Here is a 23,082-nt window from a genome sequence, read left to right as displayed (position 1 = left end):
TTAGGGTGACGCTGTGAGCGACGCCCCCCAGCCGGCCCTGTCCCATCTGCTCGACGTGCTCGACCTCGACGAGGTGGGCACAGCGGAGGTCAGCATCACGACCGCGCGCAACGCCGCCGCCGGCCGGGACGCGGGCACCCCGGTCCCGACGTCGTTCGGCGAGGACATGACGCTCTTCCTCGGCCAGAGCCAGAAGATGCCGCACGGTCGGGTCTTCGGTGGGCAGGTCCTCGCGCAGGGCGTCATCGCCTGCGGGCGCACCGTGAGCACCGACTCGCCCCGGCCGCTGCACTCGCTGCACGCCTACTTCATGCGCCCGGGCGACGACACCCAGCCGATCCACTTCGCCGTCGAGAAGATGCGTGACGGACGCTCTTTCTCGACCCGGCGCGCCCACGCCCTGCAGAACGGCAAGCCCATCCTGTCGATGAGCTGCTCCTTCCAGGAGCCCGCCGACGGGCTCGACCACCAGGACCCGATGCCGGAGGTACCGCTGCCCGAGGGGCTGAAGTCGCTCAGCGACGTCTTCGGCGGCATCGACCACCCCGGCGCGAAGCACCTCGCCGAGGGCCGGGCCATCGAGCAGCGTCACGTCGAGGGCAACCTCTTCGTGGCCCCGGGTCCCGAGGAGGTCGCCCACCAGAGCGTCTGGCTGCGGGCGATCGGCGAGCTCCCGGACGACCCGCTGCTGCACAGCGCCGTCCTCGCGTACGCGTCCGACTACGCGCTCCTCGAGCCGGTGCTGCGCCGGCACGGTCGCCAGTGGATGGACGGCACGCTCAACGTCGCCTCGCTCGACCACGCGATGTGGTTCCACCGCCCGGCCCGCGCCGACGAGTGGGTGCTCTACGCACAGGAGTCCCCGTCGGCCCAGGGCGGACGGGGGCTCGGCATCGGCCGGATGTTCACCGCCGACGGCACCATGGTCGCCACCGTCGCCCAGGAGGGCATGCTCCGCGTCCGCCCCCAAAACCCCACCTGACCCCCCGGCCCTTCCCGACTTATTGCGCATTCCGTTCCCCGGAAGGCGACTGATTGCGCATTCCGCTCGGACGCAATGCGCCATCAGTCGTGCGCGTGGGGGCGGAACGCGCAATAAGTCGGGGGTGCCGGTCAGGGGTAGGACAGGGGTGGTGTCCGGGGCGAGTGCCCGGTGACGGTGACGGTGACGGTGACGGTGACCGTGTCGTGGGCGAGGTCGGCGGTCACGGTGAGGCCGCGGTGGGTCATGACGAAGCGGTCGCCGTCGTCCTCGATGTGGCAGGTGACGTCGGCGAACCTCGTCTCGCTGGTCCCGATGACCTCCCGGCGCAGGGCGATGAGCCGGCGGTACCACGCGAGCAGCGAGGCGTGCGGCTCCGCGCTCAGGTCGTCCCAGCGCAGCACGCTCGCGTCACGGGTCGAGCGCGCCTGCGGGTCAGGCACCGCGTCGGCCCACCCGTGCGACCCGAACTCGGCTCGGCGGCCGGCGCGGACGGCCTCGGCCATGCTCTCGTCGGTGAAGTCGGTGAAGAACTGCCACGGTGAGGACGCCGCCCACTCCTCGCCCATGAAGATCATCGGCGTGCCCGGGCCGAGCAGGTAGAGCGCGGCCCCGATGGCGGCGCGACCGGGTGTGACCGCCGCGCTGATCCGGTCGCCGGTCGCACGGTTGCCGACCTGGTCGTGGGTCTGGAGGTAGGTCACGAGGCGCCGGCCGTCGAGGGTGTCGACGTCGACCGGCCGACCCCACTCGTGACCGCGGAAGCTCGACCACGACCCGTCGTGCAGGAAGCCTCGCGTGAGGACCTTCGCGAGCACGTCGAGCGGGCCACCGTCGGGCATCGCCCGGGTGCCGCCGCCGAAGTCCTCGTAGTAGCCCTGTGTCTCCCCGGTGAGGACGACGTGCAGGCCGTGGTGCACGTCGTCGGCCCACTGCGCGGTCATCCCCATCCCGCCCTCGGCCGTCGGCGTGACCATGGCGGTGTCGTTGAGGTCGCTCTCGGCGATGAGGTCGAGCGGGCGACCGAGCTCACCGGCCAGATCGGCGACGGCGTCCGACAGCTCGACGAGCAGGTGGCGCTCGGACTCGTCGACGAGCGCGTGCACCGCGTCGAGCCGGAGGGCGTCGACGTGGAAGTCGCGCAGCCAGCGCAGGGCGTTGTCGAGGATGAACGCGCGCACGACGTCGGAGCCGGGAGCGTCGAGGTTGACCGCCGGACCCCACGGGGTCATGTGGGCGTCGGTGAAGTACGGACCGAAGCGACCGAGGTAGTTGCCGCTCGGGCCGAGGTGGTTGTAGACGACGTCGAGGCACACGCCGAGGCCGAGCCCGTGGCAGGCATCGACGAACCGCTGGAAGGCGGCCGGACCGCCGAGGGCGTCGTGGACGGCATACAGGTCGACGCCGTCGTAGCCCCAGCCCCAGCGTCCCGGGATCGCCGCGACGGGCAGGATCTCGACGACGTCCACACCGAGGTCGACGAGGTGGGCGAGCCGCTCGACCGCCGAGTCGAACGTGCCCTCGGGAGTGAACGTGCCGACGTGCAGCTCGTAGACGACGCCGCCGAGCGTGCCGGCACCCTCGCGCGGGCCGCGCCAGTCCGCGTCGGCCCACGCGTGGGCGGAGGCGTCGAACACCCGGCTGGGCCCGTCGACGCCGTGCGGCTGCCACGCGCTGCGCGGGTCCGGCAGCGCCGGCTCGGCACCGTCGAGCACGAAGGCGTAGTCGAGCTCGGCGTATGCCGTGCGGTCGCCGTCCCAGCGCCACCAGCCTTGGGCGTCCCGCACCATCGGCTCGCGCCGGGTCTGCTCGCCGGGGGCGCCGAGCGTGATCTCGACCTGCTCGGCCGCGGGCGCCCAGACCTCGATCACGGCGTCCTCACCAACAGGGCGACGGGAAGGTCGACGAGCAGGTCGACGAGGAGTGTCGGACCCGAGAAGGTCTCGGAGTCGTTCTCGGACAGCAGGTTTCGCCACTCGCCTGCAGGCAGCACGGCGTGCGCCAAGCCCCACCCACCCGACGCGGCGAGCCGGTCGGCCGAACGGGTGACCACGGCGACGACCTGCGGGCCGTGCTCGTCACCCCGGGCCAGTGCCAGCGCGTGGTCGGACGTCACGGCGACACCGGTATAGGAGGAGCCCTCACCGACGAACCACTCGGGGTGCGCACGACGGAGCCGCAGGGCGGTGGCGGTCACGAGGAGCTTCTCGTCGTCGAGGTCGCGCGCCCGCTCCCCCGCATCGAGCCGGGCCAGCCGCTCAACGCGCGCGCCGTAGTCCACGGCTCCGCGGTTGTCCGGGTCGACGAGGGTCAGGGCCTGCAGCTCGGCCCCCTGGTAGACGTCGGGGACGCCGACGGTGACGAGCTGGAGCAGCTTCTGGGCGAGGACGTTGGCGCGCACCGACGCGCCGTGCAACGACAGCCACGTCTCGACGTGGGTGACGACGGCGGGGTCCGACACGACGGCGCGGGCGAAGCGCACGACGGCCGCCTCGTAGTCGGCGTTCCCGTCGACCCAGGCCGTGTGGTCCTTGGCCTCACGGACGGCCTTGAGGACGTAGCCCTCGATCCGGTCCGGGGTGCTCGGCCAGGCGCCGAGCGCGGTCTGCCAGATGAGGTACTCAGTGGCGTCGTCGAGCAGCGGGTCATGATGTGCCGCAGCGAGATCGGAGGCGTCTCGCACCCACCTGGCCCACTCCGGCGCGCTCTCGGCAAGCGTCATGAGCCGGGCCCGGACGTCCTCGGAGCGCTTGGTGTCGTGCGTCGTCAGGGTCGTCATCGTCGACGGCCACGTGGCGAGCTGCCGCTGCGCGAAGGCGTGGAACTCGTCGGCACCGATGGCCAGGTGCGAGGGGTGACCCCCCACCTCGTTGGCGCCGGTCATGCGGAACCACCGGTAGAACGCGGTGTCCTCGATGCCCTTGGCCATGACGGGGCCGCAGGTCTGCTGGAAGCGCACGACGAAGTCGTCGACGAAGGCGCGGTCCGCGTCCGCGGGCGCCTCGCCGAGCGCGAGCGCGACGACGAGGTCGAGGTCAGGGTGCGCGGCGGCCCGCAGCAGGCCGCGTGCCCGCCCGGCCGCGTCCTCGAGGACGGCCCGCTGCTCGGGGTCCACGGGCACCCCCGGCACGACGTACGCGCGGTAGCGGTCCATCGACACGAGCAGCGCCCCCAGGGCCTCGCGGGCGAGTGCCGGGTGCAGCCCGGGGTGGCAACGGTGCACGAGGCGCAGCAGCCGGTTGACCTCGGCGGCCTGCACCGACGCGACGACGAGCTGCTTGGCCTCGAGCACGACGTCGTCGAGCGACTCGCGGCCGGGCGCGTGCTCGGACCACAGCTGGTCGAGCACCTCGTCCCCCGACGCCGAGGTCAGCACCTGCTGCACCCGCAGCAGGGTGTCGTAGCCCGTCGTCCCGGCGCACCGCCAGGACGTCGGCAGCTGCTCCTCGCCCTCGAGGATCTTCTCGGCGACGACCCAGGCACCCCCGGTCTCGTCGGCGAGCCGGGCGAGGTACCCGCCCGGGTCGGCCAGGCCGTCCGGGTGGTCGATGCGGAAGCCGTCGATCGCCCCCTCACGGAAGAGCGACAGCAGCAGCGCGTGGGTCGCGTCGAACACGGCCGGGTCCTCGACGCGGACCGCCGTCAGTGTCGTGACGTCGAAGAACCGCCGGTAGTTGAGGTCCGCCGCACCGTCCCGCCAGTGCGTGAGCCGATAGGCCTGCGCCGCAACGAGATCGGCGAGCCCCAGGCCCTCGGTCCCGGGCCGGACGGGGTACTCGTGGTCGTAGTAGCGCAGCACCGTCTCGGTGCCGTCCGCTCCCCCGTCGTGGGCCACCGACAGCTCGCCCGCCGCCAGCACCTCGTCGAGCGACGAGCCGAGCACGGGCATGAGCACCCGTTCCCCGTCGACGTCCCAGTCGACGTCGAACCACGAGGCCGCGTCCGACCCGCGCCCGTCGCGCAGCAGCGACCAGAGCGGGGCGTTGAGGTGCGTCGTGCCCGGCACGGTCATGTGGTTGGGCACGACGTCGACGATGATGCCGAGACCCTCCTGGTGGGCGGCCGCGACGAGCCGGTCGAACGCCTCGCGCCCACCCGCCTCCGCGTTGAGGGCGTCGTGGCTCACGACGTCGTAGCCGTGGGTCGAGCCGGGCGCCGGCTGCAGGATCGGCGAGAGGTAGAGGTGCGAGACCCCCAGCGAGGCGATGTACGCCGTCTGCGCCGCCGCCGCGTCGAACCCGAACCCACCGTGGACCTGGAGCCGGTAGGTGGAGGTGGGCACGGCGCGACGCGCACCGTGGACGACGACGGGGGCGAACGGCATACGCATCAGAGCTGGCGCTCGGAGGTGGCGGCCCCGACCGTGTGGACGACCTTCTCCCGCGGGGCGCGCAGCACGACCACGGCGCGGGCCCCCACGACGACCTGGGAGCCGGCCTCGTGCCAGCCCGGGTCGACGACGTCGGCGCAGGTGTCGATCTCGGTGACCCAGCGCTCGCCCCACTCGGTCGCGGGGATGGTGAACGACGCCTGGTCGTCGTCGGCGTTGAAGAAGACGAGGAAGTCGTCGTCGGTGATCATCTGTCCGCGCGAGTCGGGCTCGTGGATGGCGCCACCGTTGAGCCACATCGCGACCTGCAACGTGTCGCCCTCCCAGCCGAACTCGTCCATCGGCTCGCCGGTGGGCTGCAGCCAGTAGATGTCACCCAGCGTCGACTGCCCGCCGTGGTCGGCGGAGCCGGCGAAGAAGCGGCGACGCCGGAAGACCGGGTGGGTGCGGCGCAGCTTGACGACGGCCTTGGTGAACTCCAGCAGCTGGAGCTGGTCCTCGTCGAGGTTCCAGTCGACCCACGCGAGCTCGTTGTCCTGGCAGTAGACGTTGTTGTTGCCGTTCTGGGTGCGCCCGATCTCGTCACCGTGGCTGATCATCGGCACGCCCTGCGAGAGCAGCAGGGTGGTGAGGAAGTTCCGCAGCTGGCGCAGGCGCACCGCGCGGATCTCCGGGTCGTCCGTCGGCCCCTCGACGCCGTGGTTCCACGAGCGGTTGTGGCCCTCGCCGTCGTTGCCGTCCTCGCCGTTGGCCTCGTTGTGCTTCTCGTCGTAGGAGACGACGTCGCGCAGGGTGAACCCGTCGTGGGCGGTGATGAAGTTGATCGACGCGATCGGCTTGCGGCCGCTGTGCTCGTAGAGGTCGCTCGAGCCGGTGATGCGCGAGGCGAACTCGCCCAGCGTCGCCGGCACGCCCCGCCAGAAGTCGCGGACGGTGTCGCGGTACTGGCCGTTCCACTCGGTCCACAGCGGCGGGAAGTTGCCGACCTGGTAGCCGCCGTCGCCGACGTCCCAGGGCTCGGCGATGAGCTTGACCTGGGAGATGACCGGGTCCTGCTGGATGATGTCGAAGAAGGCCGAGAGCTTGTCGACCTCGTGGAACTGGCGGGCCAGGGTGGCCGCGAGGTCGAACCGGAAGCCGTCGACGTGCATCTCGGTGACCCAGTAGCGCAGCGAGTCCATGATGAGCTGGAGGACGTGCGGGCTCCGCATGAGCAGGCTGTTGCCGGTGCCGGTCGTGTCGTAGTAGTGCTGCTTGTCCGAGTCGACGAGGCGGTAGTAGCTCGCGTTGTCGATGCCGCGGAAGCAGATCGTCGGGCCGAACTCGTTGCCCTCGGCGGTGTGGTTGTAGACGACGTCGAGGATGACCTCGATGTCGGCCTCGTGCAGCGCCTTGACCATCGCCTTGAACTCGGTGACCTGCTGGCCCTGCTGCCCCTGGGCGTAGGAGTTGTGCGGGGCGAGGAAGCCGATGGTGTTGTAGCCCCAGTAGTTCGTGAGCCCCTTCGCCTGGAGCGAGGTGTCCTGCACGAACTGGTGCACCGGCATGAGCTCGATGGCGTTGATGCCGAGGCCCTTGAGGTGGTCGATGATCACCGGGTGGCCCAGCGCGGCATACGTCCCGCGGATCTCCTCGGGCAGGTCCGGGTGCGTCATCGTCAGGCCCTTGACGTGCGCCTCGTAGATGACGGTGTCGTGGTACTCGTGGCGCGGCGGCCGGTCGTGTCCCCAGTCGAAGTACGGGTTGATGACGACGCTGAGCATCGTCTTGCCGAGCGAGTCCTCGGTGTTGCGCCGCGAGGGCTCCATGAAGTCGTACGAGAAGATCGCCTGGTCGTCGGAGACCTGCCCCTCGATCGCCTTGGCGTACGGGTCGAGCAGCAGCTTGCTCGGGTCACACCGGTGCCCGGCCTCGGGCTCGTACGGCCCGTGCACCCGGTAGCCGTAGAGCTGTCCCGGCTGCAGACCCGGGAGGTAGCAGTGCCACACGAAGTGGTCCACCTCGGGCATCTCGATCCGGGTCTCGACCCCGTCGTCGTCGATGAGGCAGAGCTCGACCTCCTCGGCGATCTCGCTGAACAGCGCGAAGTTCACCCCACTGCCGTCGTACGTTGCACCCAAGGGGTATGCCGTTCCGGGCCAGATCTCCATGGCCGCCTTCCGCGTCGTGTCGTGTGGTGTGTCGTGCTCGTCGTGCTCGGTCGTGCTGCTCACCCGGGACGGCGGCGGCCCGTGCGGCGCGCTCAGCCACACAGAGAGGTGGGCTGGGTATGGTTCGCGCAGTCGCCCAACTTACCAATCCCTGAGCACCCCGAGGAACTCGTCGTGACCCCTGTCCGCACCGCCATCGTCACCGGAGCCGCCCGCGGCATCGGCGCAGCCACCGCCCGGCGCCTCGCGAAGGACGGGTACGCCGTCGCGGTCGTCGATCTCGACGAGGCGGCGTCGGAGGCGGTGGCCGCGACGATCCGCGCCGCCGGGGGCTCCGCGATCGGCGTCGGGGTCGACGTCTCCGACGCGGAGCAGGTCGCGGCAGGCGTGGCCCGGGTGGCCGACGAGCTCGGGCCGCCCGTCGTCCTCGTCAACAACGCCGGCATCATCCGCGACAACCTCATCTTCAGGATGACCGAGTCCGACTGGGACTCGGTCATGAACGTCCACCTGCGCGGTGCCTTCCTCATGACCCGTGCCTGCCAGGCGCACATGACGGCGTCGGCGTTCGGTCGCATCGTCAACCTGTCGTCGTCCTCGGCGCAGGGCAACCGCGGCCAGGCGAACTACTCGGCGGCCAAGGCCGGGCTCCAGGGCTTCACCAAGACCCTCGCCATCGAGCTCGGCCGCTTCGGCGTGACGGCCAACGCCGTGGCGCCGGGCTTCATCCAGACCGACATGACCGCCGCCACGGCCGAGCGGATCGGGGTGCCGTTCGAGGAGTTCCTCGCCCACGCCGCGTCGCAGACCCCGGTGGGCCGCGTCGGGCAGCCCGACGACATCGCCGCGACCATCTCGTTCCTGTGCTCGGAGGAGGCCGGCTTCGTCTCGGGCCAGGTCATCTACGTGGCCGGGGGGCCGCTCGACTGACATGGCCGACGCCGACCAGCGCCAGCGCGCCTTCGACGTCGCCCGCGGCATCGCGATCCTCGCCATCGTCGTCGGGCACGTCCTGCGTGGGCTGGCCGCCGCCGAGCTGGTTCCGCGGACGTCGCCGACCGTGCTCGAGGTCGACGACGCGCTCTACGTGTGGCATCTCACGATCTTCGCGCTCCTGGCCGGGGTCTTCCTCCGACCCGGCGTCGACAGGCACGGGGTGGGCGGCTACCTGCGGTCCCGGCTCCCCCTGTTCGTCTACCTGTATGCCGTGTGGACCCTCGTGCAGGCCTTCGCCCGGTTCGTGACCGGCCGGTCGGGCGACGGCGAGGAGGCGCTGGACAACGTGTTCACGGCGCTCCTCGTGGCCGACGGACCGCTGTGGTGGCTCGGCTTCCTCGTGCTCGTGAGCGTGGCCGGGGCCCTGGCCCGTCCCTGGGCCTCGCGGGCCCGCGCCGTCGTCTCGACCCTCGTCGTCGCGCTCGTCTCGGTCGCGGCGTGGGGCTGGACCGGTCCGTGGGTGTTCCTCGAGGGCGTCGCGCTGACGAGCTTCTTCTGGCTGGGGATCCTGCTCGGCCGCGAGCGCGTGGCCCGGCTCACGGTCCTGCCGGTCGCCGCGTGGGTCGCCGCGGCCGGGATCGGGGTCGGCGGTGCGCTGCTGGCGCTCCTGGACCCGATGCCACCGAGCTCGTGGATGGGGCCGCGCACGGTCGGCGCCCTGGCGTTGGGCGTCCTCGCCTCGACGGTGCTGTGCGCCGGGGTCTTCGGGCTGTCCGGGCTGCTCGCCCGGACCGCACTGGTGCGTCCCCTCGGGTTCCTCGGCGAACGCTCGCTCGAGGTCTTCCTCGCCCACGTCGTCGCGACGACGCTCACCCGGCGCGCCCTCTCGGGCGCCGGCGTGGACGAGGTGTGGATCCACGTGGTCGTCGGCGGTCTCGCCGGCGTGCTCCTCCCGCTGGCCCTGTGGTGGGCCGGGCGGGCCGTGGGCTTCCCGTGGCTCTTCCGGCTGCCGCCCCGGCTGCAGGTGCCGGGACCACCAGCGCGCGAAAAGACACTTGACCGAGCGGTTAATTAACCGCTACGTTAAATGCATGGCCGATCCGCTCAGCACCACGTTCGCCGCCCTGGCGGACCCGACGCGACGGGCGATCCTCGCCCGCCTGTCGTCGGGTGACGCCACCGTCGGTGAGCTCGCCGAGCCCTTCGCCATGTCGCTGCCGGCGATCTCGAAGCACCTCACCGTGCTCGAGCGCGCCGGCCTCGTCACCAAGAGCCGAGATGGGCAGCGGCGCCACTGCCGGATCTCGGTCGCACCGCTCAAGGACGCGACGTCGTGGCTCGAGCTCTACCGAAGGCACTGGGAAGAGCAGTTCGACAACCTCGGCGACTACCTCGCGACCATCCACGAGCCCCCTCGCGGGGGACGACCCGATCCGACTGAGGAGAAGTCATGAGCACCAACGCATCGACCCGCACCACCCACGCCCACGAGCGCGCCACCATCGAGACCGACGGGGCGGAGATGGTCGTCACCCGCACCTTCCCCGCGTCCGCCGACCTCGTCTTCGAGGCGATGACCAACCCCGAGCACATTCGCCGGTGGTGGGGCGCCGGCTTCGGCGAGATGACTGTCTGCGAGGTGGACCTGCGCGAGGGCGGCGCCTGGCACTTCGCCCAGCGCGCGTCGTCCACGGGTGACGAGGTCTCGTTCTCCGGGCACTACCGGCAGATCGAGCGGCCCGGGCACCTCGTGCACACCGAGCGCTTCGACAACATCGAGAGCCCCTACTCGGTCATCGACACGACCTACACCGAGTCCGACGGGAAGACCCACATGCGGGCCGTCATCACCTACGACTCCCCCGAGACGGTCCAGGCCGTCCTCGACTCCGGCATGGAGCGAGGGATGCAAGCGTCCTACGACGCCATCGACGACGTCCTCGCCGGGCTCACCACCGGCCGCTGACCACCATCGCCTGACGACCCGGCATACGCCAGCGTCCGCAACCCTGGTCACCTTCCCGACCAAGGTTGCGGACGCTGGTGGCTGCGGTGCGCGGGCGTCCGCAAAGGTGGTCGGCTTGCCGACCAGGGTTGCGGACGCTAGCCGTCGCGTATGCCGTGACGCGCGCCGTGCGCCCGCCCGCCGGACCCGCCGGGGCCCGCTCCGCCCCCCGCGCGCTCCGGTAGCCTTCGTCAGAGGCCCAGGTCGCGGCCGATGAGCTCCTTCATGATCTCGTTCGAGCCAGCCCAGATCTTCGTGACGCGGGCGTCGCGCCAGGCGCGGGCGACGCGGTACTCGTTCATGAACCCGTAGCCGCCGTGCAGCTGGACGCACTCGTCGAGCACGTCGTTCTGCACCTGCGCGCTCCACCACTTCGCCTTCGCGGCGTCGACGGCGGTGAGCGTGCCCTGCGCGTGGGCGGCGACGCAGTCGTCGACGTACGCCTCGGCCACCTCGATCGCGGTGACGAGCTCGGCGATCTTGAACTTGTTGTGCTGGAACGAGCCGATCGGCTGGCCGAAGGCCTTGCGCTCCTTGGCGTACTCGATGGTCTCGAAGAGGATCGCCTTGGCGTGCGCCACGTTCGACACGGCGGCGCCGACGCGCTCCTGTGGGAGGCGCTGCATCATCGAGACGAAGCCCATCCCCTCCTCGCCGATGAGGTTCTCGGCCGGCACGCGCACGTCCTCGAAGAACAGCTCGGCGGTGTCGGACTCCTCCTGCCCGACCTTGTCGAGCTTGCGGCCGCGGGTGAAGCCGTCCATGCCGTCCTCGACCATGAGCAGCGAGATGCCCTTCGCGCCCTTGCTCGGGTCGGTGCGGGCGGCGACGATGACGAGGTCGGCCTGGTAGCCGTTGGTGATGAAGGTCTTGGAGCCGTTGAGCACCCAGCCGTCGGAGCCGTCGTCCGCCCGCACGGCCGTCGTCCTCAGCGCGGCGAGGTCGGACCCGCCGCCGGGCTCGGTCATGGCGATCGCGCAGATCTTCTCGCCTGCGGCCATCGGGGGCAGCCAGCGCTGCTTCTGCTCCTCGGTGCCGAGGTCGACGATGTACGGCGGGCAGACGTCGCTGTGGATGCCGAAGCACGAGGAGGCCGCGGCGTTGAACCCCGAGATCACCTCGGCGGAGACCGCGTTGAAGCGGTAGTCCTGCGCGCCGGCGCCCCCGAACTCCTCGGGGATGTCGAGCCCGAACAGTCCCTGCTTGCCCGCTTCGAGCCAGATGTCACGGTCGATCGTCTTGGCCTCGAGCATCTGGTCGGCTCGCGGCTTCAGGGTGCGGTCGACGAACTCCTGCACCGAGGCGCGGAACGCCTCGTGGTCCTCGTCGTAGATGTTGCGGGGCATGGGACTCTCCTCGGCGGCATACATACATGTCGTTGACTAAGCGCTTGCTTAGTCTCACCGGCGTCGGGCATGCTGTCAACCATGGCGACCAGCACCGGAACCCCCCTCTCGGAGCAGAGCATCCTCGCCACCCTCGGTGACTCCGGGGACACCACCGGGGCCACCGCGGTGCGCCTGATGATGGCGGCCGCCGACGCGTTCGCCGACCGCGGCTTCCACGCCACGACCACCCGCGACATCGCCTCGCGGGCCGGCCTCTCCCCCGCCGGCGTCTACGTCCACTTCACGTCGAAGGAGGACCTCCTCTTCGAGCTGAGCCGCCGCGGCCACCAGACCGCCCGCGACCAGCTCGTCGCCGCCGCCACGGCAGCGGACTCCCCGACCGAGGCCCTGCGCTCGCTCGTCGGCGGCTTCTCCCGGTGGCACGCCGAGCACCACCAGCTCGGGCGCATCGTCCAGTACGAGTTCCGCCACCTCACCCCGCAGCACCGCGACACCGTCCTCGCCCTCCGCAAGGAGATCGACGCGGTCGTCCGCGACGTCCTCGACCGGGGCGTGGCCGAGGGCGAGTTCGAGGTCGACGACGTCCCCGGCACCGCGCTGGCCCTGCTCTCCCTCGCCGTCGACGTCGCCCGCTGGTACTCCCCCGAGATCCGGCGCACCCCCGCCGACATCGCGCGCACCAACGGGGAGCTGGCCGTGAGGCTCGTCGCGCGGCAGTAGGCTTCGGCACCATGACCGACGTCGGAGGACACGGGGGCTCCCCGTCGATCGAGCAGCCCGACTACTGGTGGTACCTCGCCAGGACCGACCTGCTCCACGCGGCCCTCAGCGGGTTCGCCGCCGGCCGCCTGACGGTGCTCGACATCGGCAGTGCCGACGGCCCGAGCGCGAGCTGGCTCCACGACGGCACGCGCCGCCTCGCCTCCCTCGACATCGACCCGCGCGGCCTCCGCTCCAACGGGGTCTGCGGCTCCGCGCTGGCGCTGCCCTTCGCCGACGGGGCCTTCGACATGGTCTCGGCCTTCGACGTCATCGAGCACTGCGACCCCGAGGCCGAGGCGCTGGCCGAGGTGAGCCGCGTCCTCGCACCCGGGGGTCGGCTCCTCATGGCCGTGCCCGCCTACCAGTGGGCCTGGACGGACTTCGACGTCGCCAACGGGCACTTCCGCCGCTACACGAGGAAGCGCGCGGTGGCCGCGGTCGAGCGGGCCGGCTTCCGGGTGGACCGCGCGACGTACGCGTTCGCCTCAGTCTTCCCCGGCTTCGTCGCCGAACGCGTGGCCCGCCGCCTGCGCGACCGCACGCACACGGGCCCGGTCGACGTCGTCGAGGTGCCGCAGGTCCCCAGGGCGCTGCACCACGCCCTGCTCGCGGCGACCCGGGTCGACGAGGCGCTGCTGCGTCGCGTCGACCTGCCCTTCGGCAGCTCGGTCTTCGTCGCGGCGACCAAGGTCACCGACCCCCGCTGAGCCGGGGTCACCACGCCGCGGCGGTCACCGGCTCCAGCTGGCTGACCAGGTCGGCCAGGTGCTCGTATGCCGTGTCGTCGGTGTCGTTGCCCATCGAGACGATGACGTGGTCCAGCCCGACCTCCGCGAGCCGCCCGTAGCGCTCGACCGCCTCGTCGACGGAGGTGGTGCGCTCCCCGGTCGCCGACCTGCCACCCGGCGAGCCAAGGGTCAGTCGCGACAGCGCGGTCACCTCGATCTCGCGAGGGTCGCGGCCGACGTCGTCGCAGTGGCCCCGGAGGATGGCGAGCCGCGCGGCCATCGCCTCCGGCCCCGCGTCGAAGAGGTTGCAGGCGTCGGCATACTTCGCAACCAGACGGAGCGTCTTCTTCGGCCCGCTGCCGCCGACGAGGATCGGCGTGCGGCGCAGCGGCGCCGGGACGTTGAGGGGGCGTTCGAGCGTGTGATGCGTGCCGGCATACGGGCTCTGGTCCCCGTCGAACATCCGGCGCGCGATCTGCAGCGTCTCCTCGAGCCGTTCGAAGCGTTCGGACACCGCGGGGTAGGGCACGCCGAGGCCCCGGTGCTCCTCCTCGTTCCACGCGGCGCCAATACCGAGCCACGCGCGGCCACCGGAGAGCACGTCGAGGGTCGTCACCGTCTTGGCGAGCAGTCCCGGGTGGCGGTACGTCACCCCGGTGACGAGGGTCCCGAGCTCGATGCGCTCGGTGAGCGCGGCGGCATACGCGAGCGCCGTGTAGCCCTCGAGCATGTCGAGCTCCGGTGGTCCGATGCTCGAGATCTGGAAGAAGTGGTCCATGACCCAGAAGGACGCGAGCCCGGCCGCCTCGGCGTTCTGCGCGATCCGCCCGAACGTCGGCCCGATCGACGTCGGGGCGCCCGGCCAGGAGAAGTAGGAGACCTGCAGTCCGCATCGCATGGGGTCGATCCTGCGCCCTGACCGGCGCGGGGACAAGCACAATGGCCCGGTGCGAGTCTTTGCCGCGGTCGTGCCACCGACGCAGGCCCACGCCGACCTCGAGGCGTTCGTCGACGTGCGCCGCGACGTCCACTCCGAGCTGCGCTGGACCCCGTCGCACCTGTGGCACGTGACGTTGGCGTTCATGGGTGAGGTGTCGGAGCACCTCCTCGACGACGTCATCGGCGCCATTGCGGACGTGTCGGTCCAGCACGAGCCGATTCCGTTGCGGCTCAGCGGTGCCGGCACGTTCCCGAACCCGGCGGCGGCGCGGGTGGTCTGGATGGACGTCCGGTCCGAGGCGCCGGGTGCGCTCGGTGACCTCGAGTCGCTCGCGCTCGGGGTGCGACGGGCCTGCGGCCGGGTCGGCGCCTCACCGGCCGGCGGGGACTACCGGCCGCACCTCACGCTCGCCCGCTCGCGGCGCCCGTTCGAGGCCACCCGCTGGCTGCGGGTCATGGACGCGTATGCCGGCCCGCCCTGGACCGCCGACGAGGTGACCGTCTTCGTGTCGCACCGGGGCACGGGAAAGGGCAGGCCGCACTACGAACCCGTGGCGGCCTGCCCTCTCGGCGCGAGCGTCAGTCGCGGGTGAGCTTGCGGTAGGTGACGCGGTGGGGACGGGCGGCGTCCGGACCGAGGCGCTCCACCTTGTTGGTCTCGTAGGCCTCGAAGTTGCCCTCGAACCAGTACCACTTCGCCGGGTTCTCCTCGTCGCCCTCGTAGGCGAGGATGTGCGTCGCGACCCGGTCGAGGAACCACCGGTCGTGGCTGATGACGACGGCGCAGCCGGGGAACTCGAGCAGCGCGTTCTCGAGGGAGCCGAGGGTCTCGACGTCGAGGTCGTTGGTCGGCTCGTCGAGGAGCAGCAGGTTGCCGCCCTCCTTGAGCGTCAGCGCGAGGTTGAGGCGGTTGCGCTCGCCACCGGAGAGGATGCCGGCCTTCTTCTGCTGGTCCGGCCCCTTGAAGCCGAACTGCGAGACGTAGGCGCGGGACGGGATCTCGACCTGGCCGACCTGGATGTAGTCGTGGCCGCCGGAGACGGTCTCCCAGAGGGTCTTGTTGGGGTCGAGGCCGCCCCGGCTCTGGTCGACGTAGGAGATCTTCACGGTGTCGCCGATGTCGACGAGCCCGCCGTCGGCCGGCTCGAGACCGACGATCGTCTTGAAGAGGGTCGTCTTGCCGACGCCGTTGGCGCCGATGACGCCGACGATGCCGTTGCGCGGCAACGAGAACGAGAGCCCGTCGATGAGGACGCGGTCGCCGAAGCCCTTCTTGAGGTCCTTGATCTCGATGACCTTGCTGCCCAGGCGCGGGCCCGGCGGGATCTGGATCTCGTCGAAGTCGAGCTTGCGCGTGCGGTCGGCCTCGGCCGCCATCTCCTCGTAGCGGGCGAGGCGGGCCTTGGACTTGGTCTGGCGGGCCTTGGCGTTGGAGCGGACCCAGTCGAGCTCCTCCTGGAGGCGCTTGCTGAGCTTGGCGTCCTTCTTGCCCTGGATCGCGAGACGGGCCTGCTTCTTCTCGAGGTAGGTGGAGTAGTTGCCCTCGTAGGGGTAAGCGCGACCCCGGTCGAGCTCGAGGATCCACTGCGCCACATTGTCCATGAAGTAGCGGTCGTGCGTCACGGCGACGACGGCGCCGTGGTAACCGGCGAGGTGCTGCTCGAGCCACAGGACCGACTCGGCGTCGAGGTGGTTCGTCGGCTCGTCGAGCAGCAGGAGGTCAGGCTTCTGCAGTAGCAGCTTGCACAGGGCGACGCGGCGACGCTCGCCCCCGGAGAGCACGGTGACGTCGGCGTCCGGCGGCGGGCAGCGCAGCGCGTCCATGGCCTGCTCGAGCTGGGAGTCGAGGTCCCACGCGTCGGCGGCGTCGATCTCCTCCTGGAGCTTGCCCATCTCGCCCATGAGCGCCTCGAAGTCGGCGTCGGGCTCACCCATCTCCTCGGAGATGGCGTTGTAGCGGTCGAGCTTGGCCTTGATCTCGCCCGCACCCTCCTCGACGTTTCCGAGGACGGTCTTGGACTCGTTGAGCTCCGGCTCCTGCATGAGGATGCCGACGCTGTAGCCCGGGGTGAGCCGCGCCTCGCCGTTCGACGGCTGGTCGAGACCGGCCATGATCTTGAGGACGGAGGACTTGCCGGCGCCGTTGGGACCGACGACGCCGATCTTGGCTCCGGGAAGGAATGACAGGGTGACCTCGTCGAGGATGACCTTGTCGCCGTGCGCCTTGCGGGCGCGCGACATGACATAGATGAACTCGGGCATGGGGCAAGGCTATCGACTGCCCGCCCCATCCCCGAATCGTCGCTCAGACCGCCACCCGGTCCTCCTGCCCGTCCGGCACCGACGTCAGGGGGCGCTCGGCGGTCTCGTAGTCGTCGGTCTCCGGGTCCCCGAACCCGACCTGTTCCTCCTCCACGGTGCGGATCGCGTCATCGAAGCGGTCACCGTTGCCGTAGGACGGCTTGACGACCTTCTCGTAGGCGGTCTGTCCCCACGTCAGGTCGTGACCCACCCCGTTGGCGTTGATGCTGACGGAGTGGCCCAGGCTGCCGTCGTCTCGCTTGTACTCGCGAGCGGCGAGCTTGCCCGTGACGACGACCGGGTCGCCCTTCTTGATCGACTGGAGGACGTTGGCGCCGAGGTAACCGAAGGCGAACACGGTGAACCAGGACGTCTCACCGTCCTCGAAGGAGCCGGGGGCCACCTGTCGACGCGGGGTGGTGGCCACCCGGAACGTGGCGAACGGGTTGCCGTTGCTCTTGGCGCTCTTCATCTCCGGGTCCGTCGCGACCCGCCCCTGGACGGTGACGATGCAGTCCTGCATGAGGGTCCTCCTCTGGTCGGGCTCCGCTGGTGCGGTGCGCTGTGACCAGAGTCGCCAGCCACCGCCACGCGGACAACCGTCGCAGGGCTCGGCTGTGGACAGCCCGGGTACCGGTCGCCCCCTGTGGACGACCTCGACCGTTCGCGCGGGCTCAGACCTTCGCGGCCGTGTCGAGGTGGGCCCGCGTCTGCGCGTGCCGCTCGAGGACGGCGGTCACCGGCGCGAGGATGCGCTCCTGGGCCACCTCGGCGATCGAGCTCCGCAGCCGCTTGTCGATGACGACGCCTCGACGACGCGCCCCGATCCCGGCGAGGAAGCGGGACACCAGCGCGAGCAGCAGCCCGGCGAGCACCCCGCCGGCGAGCAGCAGGAACGGCCACGGCAGCGGACCCCACGTCGGCGTCTCGATGCTCGGGAACTGGAGCGACCCAAGCAGCATGAGGACGAGGACCCAGAGCAGGCCGGCGAGGGCGGTGAGGGCCAGCAGGACCTGCACGATGCCGACGACCCGCCACCAGACCGGGGTCCGGGAACGCAGCGAGGTCCCGATGACCGCCTGGTCGAGGGCGTCGGCCATCGCGTGACCGGGGGGTGCGGCGGCGTCGCCGACCGCATCACCCCACGGCGTGGGAAGGGCCGAGCCCGCCTTGTCGGCGAGGGTGCGGGTGGCGAGGTCGACGGCTGCGCGGGCGGCCGGGGTGGGCGGCGGCAGCGAGGAGCGTCCGAGCACCGAGCGCACGTCGGCGGCGCTGACGGTGACCGCCCCGCGGCCGTCGTCGAGCCGCAGACGGCGCAGCGGACGCGGCTTGAAGCGCTGGACCCAGCGGGTCATCGGCCAGCCGGTGTGCTGGATGGCCTGCATCCGGTAGTCGCGCTCGACCGCGTGGACGACGGTGGGGACGCCGGCGGAGCGGGCGAGGGCGTCGACGAGGTCGCGCTCACCCTTGGCCTTGATCTCGGGCTCGCTGTCGGCGACTCCCGGCCGGAGCGCCGCTGCGGCCTGCCGGACGTCGGCGGCGAGGCGGGCACGGGCGGCGTTGGCGCCGGTGACCGCGTTGCTGAGCCGCTGGCCCAGCATGTCGAGCCCCGTCCCGGTCCGGGCTGAGGTGGGGATGACGGTCGCGCCGGGCATGCCGTCGCGGGCCATGAGCCGCTTGAGGTCCGCGACGCACTCGTCGATCTCGGAGGCGGAGAGCCTGTCGGCCTGGTTGAGCACGACGAGGGTCACCGCGTCGTGGGTCGCGAGCGCGGACACGTAGTCGTCGTGGAGCCGGGCGTCGGCGTACTTCTGCGGGTCGGTGACCCAGACGAAGACGTCGACGAGCTCGAGGACGCGCTCGGCCTCGACGCGGTGCGAGGTCTCGCGCGAGTCGAAGTCGGGCAGGTCGAGCAGGACGAGCCCGTCGAGGGATCCGACCGTGCCCGCCGTGCGCGTGTCACCGTCGACGTGGTGGCGGGTCGCGACACCGAGCCAGTCGAGCAGCGGCCCGGCCGGTTCGTCACCCCACACCCCTGCGGTGGGGGTGGACGTCGTGGGCCGGCGCGCGCCGACCGTCGCGACGTCGGTGCCGACGATGGCGTTGAAGAGCGAGGACTTGCCGCTGCCGGTGGCACCCGCGAGGGCGACGACGGTGTGGTCACCGACGAGCGAGGTCCGCTCCCCCACCTTGGTCACGACGGCGGCGGCCCGGGCGGCCGGGGCCGGGGGCAGCTGGGCGCCACCGGTCTCCAGTGCGGACTGCAGCGACGTGGCGGCAGCGCTGAGGGACTCGGCAGACACGCCCTCGACGCGGGCACTGCCCATCCGCAGTGGGCTCACGCATTCACCTCGCGTACGCGGGTCGCGGCGGCGTTCAGCGCGGCCGACTGCTGGTCGGTGTCTCCCACGGCTGCGACGGCCGCGGCATACCGGTCCTGCTCGACGGCATACAACGTCTCGACGTGGTCGAGCAGGCTCTTGCGCGCCTTGGCCGCCATCTCCCGGACCGCCTGGTCGCCGAAGATCGCCTCGAGCACCCGCTGCGCGAGGACCGACGTGCCACCCGCGATGCCGACCTCGGCGCCGGTGAGACCGCCCGTGGCCGCGAACGACACGAGCATGAGGAAGAGCCCGATGGCATTGACGCCGTATGCCGCGATGCGGGCGTTGGTGCGTCGGTTGCCACCTTCGCTCCGGACGATGTCGAAGACCTCGCCCTGCCACTGGCGCACCATCGCCTCGACGCGCGGGTTGAAGTCCGGGGAGGGCTTGCCCAGCTCGGGGTGCGCGGCGAGCAGCGCCTCGCCACCGGGGAGCCGTCGCCACTCGCGGGCGGTGTCGGCCGAGGCGGCACTCGCGTGCGCGACGAGGAGGTTGGCGACGCCGGACTGGAGCGCCTCGCCGAGGTCCTCGGCGGGAGCGGGCTGGCCCTTGATGCTCGCGGTGATCTTGTCGCGCCACTTGGACAGGGTCGACTCGATCTGGCGGAAGAACTCGCCGGTGCCGACGAACTCCTGCCAGCGGGCGAGGACCTCGCCGCGCAGGAGCGTGCCGTCGGTCATGCCGTCCTTGACGCCCTCGGTCGCGTGGTCGTAGTTGTCGGCGGCGGCACCGGTGAGGGCACGCGCGGCCGCGGCCTGCTCGTCGGAGGCCTTGGCGAGGGTCGAGGTGCGCCCGGACAGGGAGTCCATCGCCCCCTTGAGCGTCTGGCTGACGACGACCGCTCGGGCCCGGGAGTCGCTCGCGAGCGCGTCCAGCCACGCCGCGAGCCGCCCCATCGACGCCGGCGGGAGGAAGCCGTCGGGCGTGAGGTCGGACTCGGGGACGGTGAAGATCGGTGCGGTCGGCAGTCCCTGCTCGCGCAGCATCGAGGCGAGGTGGGGACGGATCTCGTCGACCGCCTCGGGGGCGATGCGGTCGAGGACGATGGCGACGGCGGTGCCGCGTTCGGCCGCCGTGCGCAGGAGATCCCACGGGACGGCGTCGGCGTAGCGCGCGGCCGTGGTGACGAAGAGCCACAGGTCCGCGGCCGACAGCAGCTGGGTGGCGAGCTCCCGGTTGGCCTGGACGACGGAGTCGATGTCGGGCGCGTCGAGCAGCGCCATCCCGGCCGGAAGGGTCGACGAGGGGACGAGGCGGACGGTGCCGGGCTGGCCCTCCTCGCCGGGGCCGCCGCTGACGCGGGCCAGGCTCGGGAGGATCCGCTGGTCGGCGAACCACCTCTGGTCCTGGGGGTGGTGCACGAGGACAGGGCTCGTCGTCGTCGGCCGGAGCACGCCGGAGCGGCTCACCCGGGCGCCGACGATGGAGTTGACCAGGGTCGACTTGCCGGCCCCGGTCGAGCCGCCGACGACGGCGAGCAGCGGGGCGTCGATCGAGCGCAGCCGCGGCAGGACGTAGTCGTCGAGCTGGTCGAGGAGCTCCTTGCGGACCGCGAGCCCGGGGGCCTGCCCGGGGGTGCTCAGCGGGAGGACGGAGGCCTCCACCGCGTCACGCAGTCCGGCCACGGCCTCGACGAGGACGCTCGCCAGGGCGGTCTCGGATGCGGTCACGACGTCACCCTAACGACTTGCGGGCGTCGCACGCGCCGACGGGCCGCGGCACGAACGGGTTCGCGAACCGTCCCCATGCTCGCCGGCCGGTTCGTTCAGGTTCACGAGCGCCGGTCCGGTTCGCGAACCCCTTCGGTGTGGCGTCACTCCGGATGTCGGGACCTCCGCAGCCGCTCACTAGACTGCGGCTCGACCAGCCCCCGTGGCGCAACGGATAGCGCAGCGGCCTTCTAATCCGCAGGTTGCAGGTTCGAGTCCTGCCGGGGGCGCAGAGCACGCCGAGCCTGCGAGGCGTGGCGGCGCCCACGGCAGAAGGCAACAGGCGCCTCGAACGCAGTGAGAGCGCCGACGGGGGCGCAGAGCACGCCGGGCCTGCGAGGCGTGGCGGCGCCCACGGCAGAAGGCAACAGGCGCCTCGAAGGCAGTGAGAGCGCCGACGGGGGCGCAGAGCACGCCGAGCGTGCGAGGCGTGGCGGCGCCCACGGCAGAAGGCAACAGGCGCCTCGAACGCAGTGAGAGCGCCGACGGGGGCGCAGAGCACGCCGAGCGGGCGGAGCCTGGGTGCGGCCCTGAGGCGAGCACCGGCCTCCCGACTCTCGACCCCGCACCTATTTACCGTTACAATATGTAACGTGAAATCGAGTGCCCCCCACGCGTCGGGGCGGCGTGCGTACCGGATGCAGTCACGGATGGACGCCGTCGCGGCGACGCGCGAGCGCATCCTCGGCGCCGCCTACGCCCAGTGGTCCGAGCGGCCCTACGACCAGGTCTCGCTGCAGTCCGTCGCCGACGCGGCGCAGGTGTCCCGCCAGACGGTGGCCCGCCAGTTCGGCACCAAGGACGAGCTCGCGCTGGCGGTGGTCGACTGGCAAAGACCTCGCGAGGAGGCGCTGCGAGCCACGGAGCCGGGGGACGTCGACTCGGCCATCGAGCGGCTCGTCGACCGGTACGAGGAGATGGGTGACGCCAACGTGCGCGTCCTCGGGCTCGAGGGGCGGGTCCCGGCGATCGACCACCTCCTCGACGTGTCCCGCGCCGGCCACCGGGAGTGGATCGAGCGCACGCTCGTGCCCGGGACGGCGACGCCCGAGAGCGATGACCTCGTCCTCGCGCTCTATGCAGCCACGGACGTCACCGTCTGGAAGCTGCTGCGCCGAGACCTCGGGCAGTCACGAGCCTCGACCGAGGGGATCATCCACCGGCTCGTCCGCGGAGTGCTCGACGCGGACGTCGACGACAAGGAGATGTGACGATGAGCGGATTCCTCATGACTGCGTGGGACGGCGGCGGAGCGTTCCCTCCCGAGCTCGGCGTCGTACGCCGGCTCGTGCAGCGCGGTCACGAGGTCCGCGTCCTCGGCGACCCGACCCTGCGTGCCCAGTCCTTGGCCGTCGGGGCCTCCTTCGCCGCCTGGGACCGTGCACCTCACCGGGTCACGGGCGACGCCTCGGAGGACCTCGTCAGGGACTGGGAGACCAGGAACCCGCTGACGGGACTGCAGCGGCTCCGCGACCGGCTCATCGCCGGGCCCGCAGCCGTGGTCGCCGACGAGACCGCGGAGCAGATCTCGGCCTGCTCCCCCGACGTCCTCCTCACCGACTACTTCCTCTTCGGGGCCATCATCGCCGCGCAGGCCGCGAACCTGCCGGTCGCCGCCCTCATGCCGAACATCTGGGCGCTGCCCATCCGGGGGGTCCCACCCCTGGCAGGAGGGTTCGCCCTCGCCCGGGGCCCGATCGGGAGGCGCCGCGACGCCGCGTTGGTGTGGATGATCAACGCCCTCTTCGAGCGGGGGCTCCCGGAGCTCAACGCGGCACGTGCGCGGCACCGCCTGCAGCCGCTCACCTCCTTCTACGACCAGGTGCTGACCGCCGACCGCCTGCTCGTGCTGAGCAGCCCGGGCTTCGACTACTCCTCGCCCTTCGTCCCACCGGTGGCCCGCTACGTCGGCCCTGTGCTCGACGACCCTGCGTGGGCGCACGACTGGACACCTGCGCCGACCGACGACGACGAGCCCGTCGTCCTCGTGGCGCTGAGCACGACGTTCCAGGACCAGGGGGCTCTCCTCCAGCGCATCGTCGACGCACTTGCCACCCTTCCCGTCCGGGCCGTCGTCACGACCGGTCCGGCGATGGACCCAGCCACCCTGCGCGCGCCGCCGCACATCGACGTGCTCGGTTCCGCCCCGCACGGCCCCATCCTGCGGCGTGCTTCGGCCGTCATCACCCACTGCGGGCACGGCACGACGCTCAAGGCACTCTCCGCGGGCGTACCCCTCGTGTGCATCCCCATGGGTCGGGACCAGGACGACACGGCGGCACGCGTGGTCCACCATGGCGCCGGGATTCGACTCCGGCCCTCGGCCTCGGTCACGGCGATCCGTGACGCGACGGAGCAGGTTCTCCGGCGCGACGCGTACCGCGACGCTGCCCGCCGACTGGCCCGTGTGCTGGAGGCCGAGGACGACCCGACCGCTGTCGTCACCGAGCTCGAGGCCCTCGCCGGACGTCGCGCCCACCCGGAGGGGTGACATTGGGGCGTGACCC

General features: G+C 71.6%; 19 protein-coding genes and 1 tRNA gene. 11 read left to right on the top strand and 9 right to left on the bottom strand.

The window, feature by feature from the left end; genetic code table 11:
- Positions 1-13 precede the first annotated feature (13 nt).
- On the top strand, positions 14-982 hold the full coding sequence (locus AC3EU2_RS13580) for an acyl-CoA thioesterase (protein ID WP_488176824.1): 969 nt from the start codon (positions 14-16) through the stop codon (positions 980-982).
- Positions 983-1,113: 131 nt separating this feature from the next.
- Here the strand turns inward: AC3EU2_RS13580 and treZ are convergent, their stop codons facing one another.
- Genes treZ through glgX form a run of 3 tightly spaced genes read right to left on the bottom strand, consistent with a single transcriptional unit; the run spans position 1,114 to position 7,462 of the window.
- Positions 1,114-2,853, bottom strand: coding sequence for a malto-oligosyltrehalose trehalohydrolase (gene treZ, locus AC3EU2_RS13575; protein WP_488176823.1), 1,740 nt, complete (start codon positions 2,851-2,853; stop codon positions 1,114-1,116).
- On the bottom strand, positions 2,850-5,306 hold the full coding sequence (gene treY / locus AC3EU2_RS13570) for a malto-oligosyltrehalose synthase (RefSeq protein ID WP_488176822.1): 2,457 nt from the start codon (positions 5,304-5,306) through the stop codon (positions 2,850-2,852). Before treY ends, treZ begins: the two co-directional genes overlap by 4 nt.
- A 5-nt stretch (positions 5,307-5,311) precedes the next feature.
- Positions 5,312-7,462: a glycogen debranching protein GlgX gene (glgX, locus tag AC3EU2_RS13565; RefSeq protein WP_488179491.1), complete on the bottom strand. Its 2,151-nt coding sequence runs from the start codon at positions 7,460-7,462 to the stop codon at positions 5,312-5,314.
- 174 nt (positions 7,463-7,636) lie between these two features.
- Between glgX and fabG the strand changes: the two genes are divergently transcribed.
- The 4 genes from fabG to AC3EU2_RS13545 are packed head-to-tail and all read left to right on the top strand — an operon-like array spanning position 7,637 to position 10,364.
- Positions 7,637-8,392 (top strand): 3-oxoacyl-ACP reductase FabG, encoded by a 756-nt coding sequence (gene fabG, locus AC3EU2_RS13560; RefSeq protein ID WP_488176821.1) that lies wholly within the window; start codon positions 7,637-7,639, stop codon positions 8,390-8,392.
- A 1-nt stretch (position 8,393) separates the two neighbouring features.
- Positions 8,394-9,473: an acyltransferase family protein gene (locus AC3EU2_RS13555; RefSeq protein WP_488176820.1), complete on the top strand. Its 1,080-nt coding sequence runs from the start codon at positions 8,394-8,396 to the stop codon at positions 9,471-9,473.
- Between the two features lie 16 nt (positions 9,474-9,489).
- Positions 9,490-9,852, top strand: a complete 363-nt coding sequence (locus AC3EU2_RS13550; protein ID WP_488176819.1) for an ArsR/SmtB family transcription factor — start codon at positions 9,490-9,492, stop codon at positions 9,850-9,852.
- Complete coding sequence (locus AC3EU2_RS13545) at positions 9,849-10,364, top strand: SRPBCC family protein (RefSeq protein ID WP_488176818.1); 516 nt, start codon at positions 9,849-9,851, stop codon at positions 10,362-10,364. Before AC3EU2_RS13550 ends, AC3EU2_RS13545 begins: the two co-directional genes overlap by 4 nt.
- Before the next feature lie 230 nt (positions 10,365-10,594).
- Here the strand turns inward: AC3EU2_RS13545 and AC3EU2_RS13540 are convergent, their stop codons facing one another.
- The gene (locus tag AC3EU2_RS13540) at positions 10,595-11,749 is read right to left on the bottom strand and encodes an acyl-CoA dehydrogenase family protein (RefSeq protein WP_488176817.1); all 1,155 of its coding nucleotides are present in this window, start codon (positions 11,747-11,749) and stop codon (positions 10,595-10,597) included.
- Positions 11,750-11,830: 81 nt separating this feature from the next.
- Between AC3EU2_RS13540 and AC3EU2_RS13535 the strand changes: the two genes are divergently transcribed.
- Positions 11,831-12,472, top strand: a complete 642-nt coding sequence (locus AC3EU2_RS13535; protein ID WP_488176816.1) for a TetR/AcrR family transcriptional regulator — start codon at positions 11,831-11,833, stop codon at positions 12,470-12,472.
- An 11-nt stretch (positions 12,473-12,483) separates the two neighbouring features.
- The gene (locus AC3EU2_RS13530) at positions 12,484-13,221 is read left to right on the top strand and encodes a class I SAM-dependent methyltransferase (protein ID WP_488176815.1); all 738 of its coding nucleotides are present in this window, start codon (positions 12,484-12,486) and stop codon (positions 13,219-13,221) included.
- A gap of 7 nt (positions 13,222-13,228) precedes the next feature.
- On the opposite strand, the gene AC3EU2_RS13525 is transcribed toward AC3EU2_RS13530, so the two are convergent.
- The gene (locus tag AC3EU2_RS13525; RefSeq protein WP_488176814.1) at positions 13,229-14,140 is read right to left on the bottom strand and encodes an LLM class F420-dependent oxidoreductase; all 912 of its coding nucleotides are present in this window, start codon (positions 14,138-14,140) and stop codon (positions 13,229-13,231) included.
- Positions 14,141-14,189: 49 nt separating this feature from the next.
- Here AC3EU2_RS13525 and thpR point away from each other — a divergent pair, with 49 nt between their 5' ends.
- The gene (gene thpR / locus AC3EU2_RS13520) at positions 14,190-14,774 is read left to right on the top strand and encodes an RNA 2',3'-cyclic phosphodiesterase (protein ID WP_488176813.1); all 585 of its coding nucleotides are present in this window, start codon (positions 14,190-14,192) and stop codon (positions 14,772-14,774) included.
- Here the strand turns inward: thpR and ettA are convergent.
- From ettA to AC3EU2_RS13500, 4 genes are all read right to left on the bottom strand, one after another.
- Positions 14,761-16,443, bottom strand: a complete 1,683-nt coding sequence (gene ettA, locus AC3EU2_RS13515) for an energy-dependent translational throttle protein EttA (protein ID WP_488176812.1) — start codon at positions 16,441-16,443, stop codon at positions 14,761-14,763. The genes thpR and ettA overlap by 14 nt on opposite strands.
- Before the next feature lie 43 nt (positions 16,444-16,486).
- The gene (locus AC3EU2_RS13510; RefSeq protein ID WP_488176811.1) at positions 16,487-17,005 is read right to left on the bottom strand and encodes a single-stranded DNA-binding protein; all 519 of its coding nucleotides are present in this window, start codon (positions 17,003-17,005) and stop codon (positions 16,487-16,489) included.
- A 151-nt stretch (positions 17,006-17,156) separates the two neighbouring features.
- On the bottom strand, positions 17,157-18,824 hold the full coding sequence (locus AC3EU2_RS13505; RefSeq protein ID WP_488176810.1) for a YfjP family GTPase: 1,668 nt from the start codon (positions 18,822-18,824) through the stop codon (positions 17,157-17,159).
- Complete coding sequence (locus AC3EU2_RS13500) at positions 18,821-20,536, bottom strand: GTPase family protein (protein WP_488176809.1); 1,716 nt, start codon at positions 20,534-20,536, stop codon at positions 18,821-18,823. Before AC3EU2_RS13500 ends, AC3EU2_RS13505 begins: the two co-directional genes overlap by 4 nt.
- Positions 20,537-20,732: 196 nt before the next feature.
- On the opposite strand from AC3EU2_RS13500, the gene AC3EU2_RS13495 reads away from it, so the two are divergent.
- The 3 genes from AC3EU2_RS13495 (at position 20,733) to AC3EU2_RS13485 (ending at position 23,066) form a co-directional block, all read left to right on the top strand.
- Positions 20,733-20,805: transfer RNA gene (locus AC3EU2_RS13495), tRNA-Arg, on the top strand.
- Between the two features lie 363 nt (positions 20,806-21,168).
- Positions 21,169-21,786 carry a TetR/AcrR family transcriptional regulator gene (locus tag AC3EU2_RS13490; protein WP_488176808.1) on the top strand — a complete coding sequence of 206 codons (618 nt, stop codon included), beginning with the start codon at positions 21,169-21,171 and terminating at the stop codon, positions 21,784-21,786.
- Positions 21,787-21,788: 2 nt separating this feature from the next.
- Positions 21,789-23,066, top strand: a complete 1,278-nt coding sequence (locus AC3EU2_RS13485; protein WP_488176807.1) for a glycosyltransferase — start codon at positions 21,789-21,791, stop codon at positions 23,064-23,066.
- The last annotated feature ends 16 nt before the right edge of the window (positions 23,067-23,082 follow it).

This window comes from Knoellia sp. B-D-2 (genome assembly GCF_057714695.1).
Note: the sequence above shows the minus strand (reverse complement) of the source record. Positions and strands in the feature narration are given on the sequence as shown.

Excerpts from the sequence above, each read along its gene's own strand:
- treY (WP_488176822.1), bottom strand. The coding sequence starts at position 5,306 with ATGCCGTTCGCCCCCGTCGTCGTCCACGGTGCGCGTCGCGCCGTGCCC.
- glgX (WP_488179491.1), bottom strand. The coding sequence starts at position 7,462 with ATGGAGATCTGGCCCGGAACGGCATACCCCTTGGGTGCAACGTACGAC.
- AC3EU2_RS13555 (WP_488176820.1), top strand. The coding sequence starts at position 8,394 with ATGGCCGACGCCGACCAGCGCCAGCGCGCCTTCGACGTCGCCCGCGGC.
- AC3EU2_RS13550 (WP_488176819.1), top strand. The coding sequence starts at position 9,490 with ATGGCCGATCCGCTCAGCACCACGTTCGCCGCCCTGGCGGACCCGACG.
- AC3EU2_RS13545 (WP_488176818.1), top strand. The coding sequence starts at position 9,849 with ATGAGCACCAACGCATCGACCCGCACCACCCACGCCCACGAGCGCGCC.
- AC3EU2_RS13540 (WP_488176817.1), bottom strand. The coding sequence starts at position 11,749 with ATGCCCCGCAACATCTACGACGAGGACCACGAGGCGTTCCGCGCCTCG.
- AC3EU2_RS13535 (WP_488176816.1), top strand. The coding sequence starts at position 11,831 with ATGGCGACCAGCACCGGAACCCCCCTCTCGGAGCAGAGCATCCTCGCC.
- AC3EU2_RS13530 (WP_488176815.1), top strand. The coding sequence starts at position 12,484 with ATGACCGACGTCGGAGGACACGGGGGCTCCCCGTCGATCGAGCAGCCC.
- AC3EU2_RS13525 (WP_488176814.1), bottom strand. The coding sequence starts at position 14,140 with ATGCGATGCGGACTGCAGGTCTCCTACTTCTCCTGGCCGGGCGCCCCG.
- ettA (WP_488176812.1), bottom strand. The coding sequence starts at position 16,443 with ATGCCCGAGTTCATCTATGTCATGTCGCGCGCCCGCAAGGCGCACGGC.
- AC3EU2_RS13510 (WP_488176811.1), bottom strand. The coding sequence starts at position 17,005 with ATGCAGGACTGCATCGTCACCGTCCAGGGGCGGGTCGCGACGGACCCG.
- AC3EU2_RS13485 (WP_488176807.1), top strand. The coding sequence starts at position 21,789 with ATGAGCGGATTCCTCATGACTGCGTGGGACGGCGGCGGAGCGTTCCCT.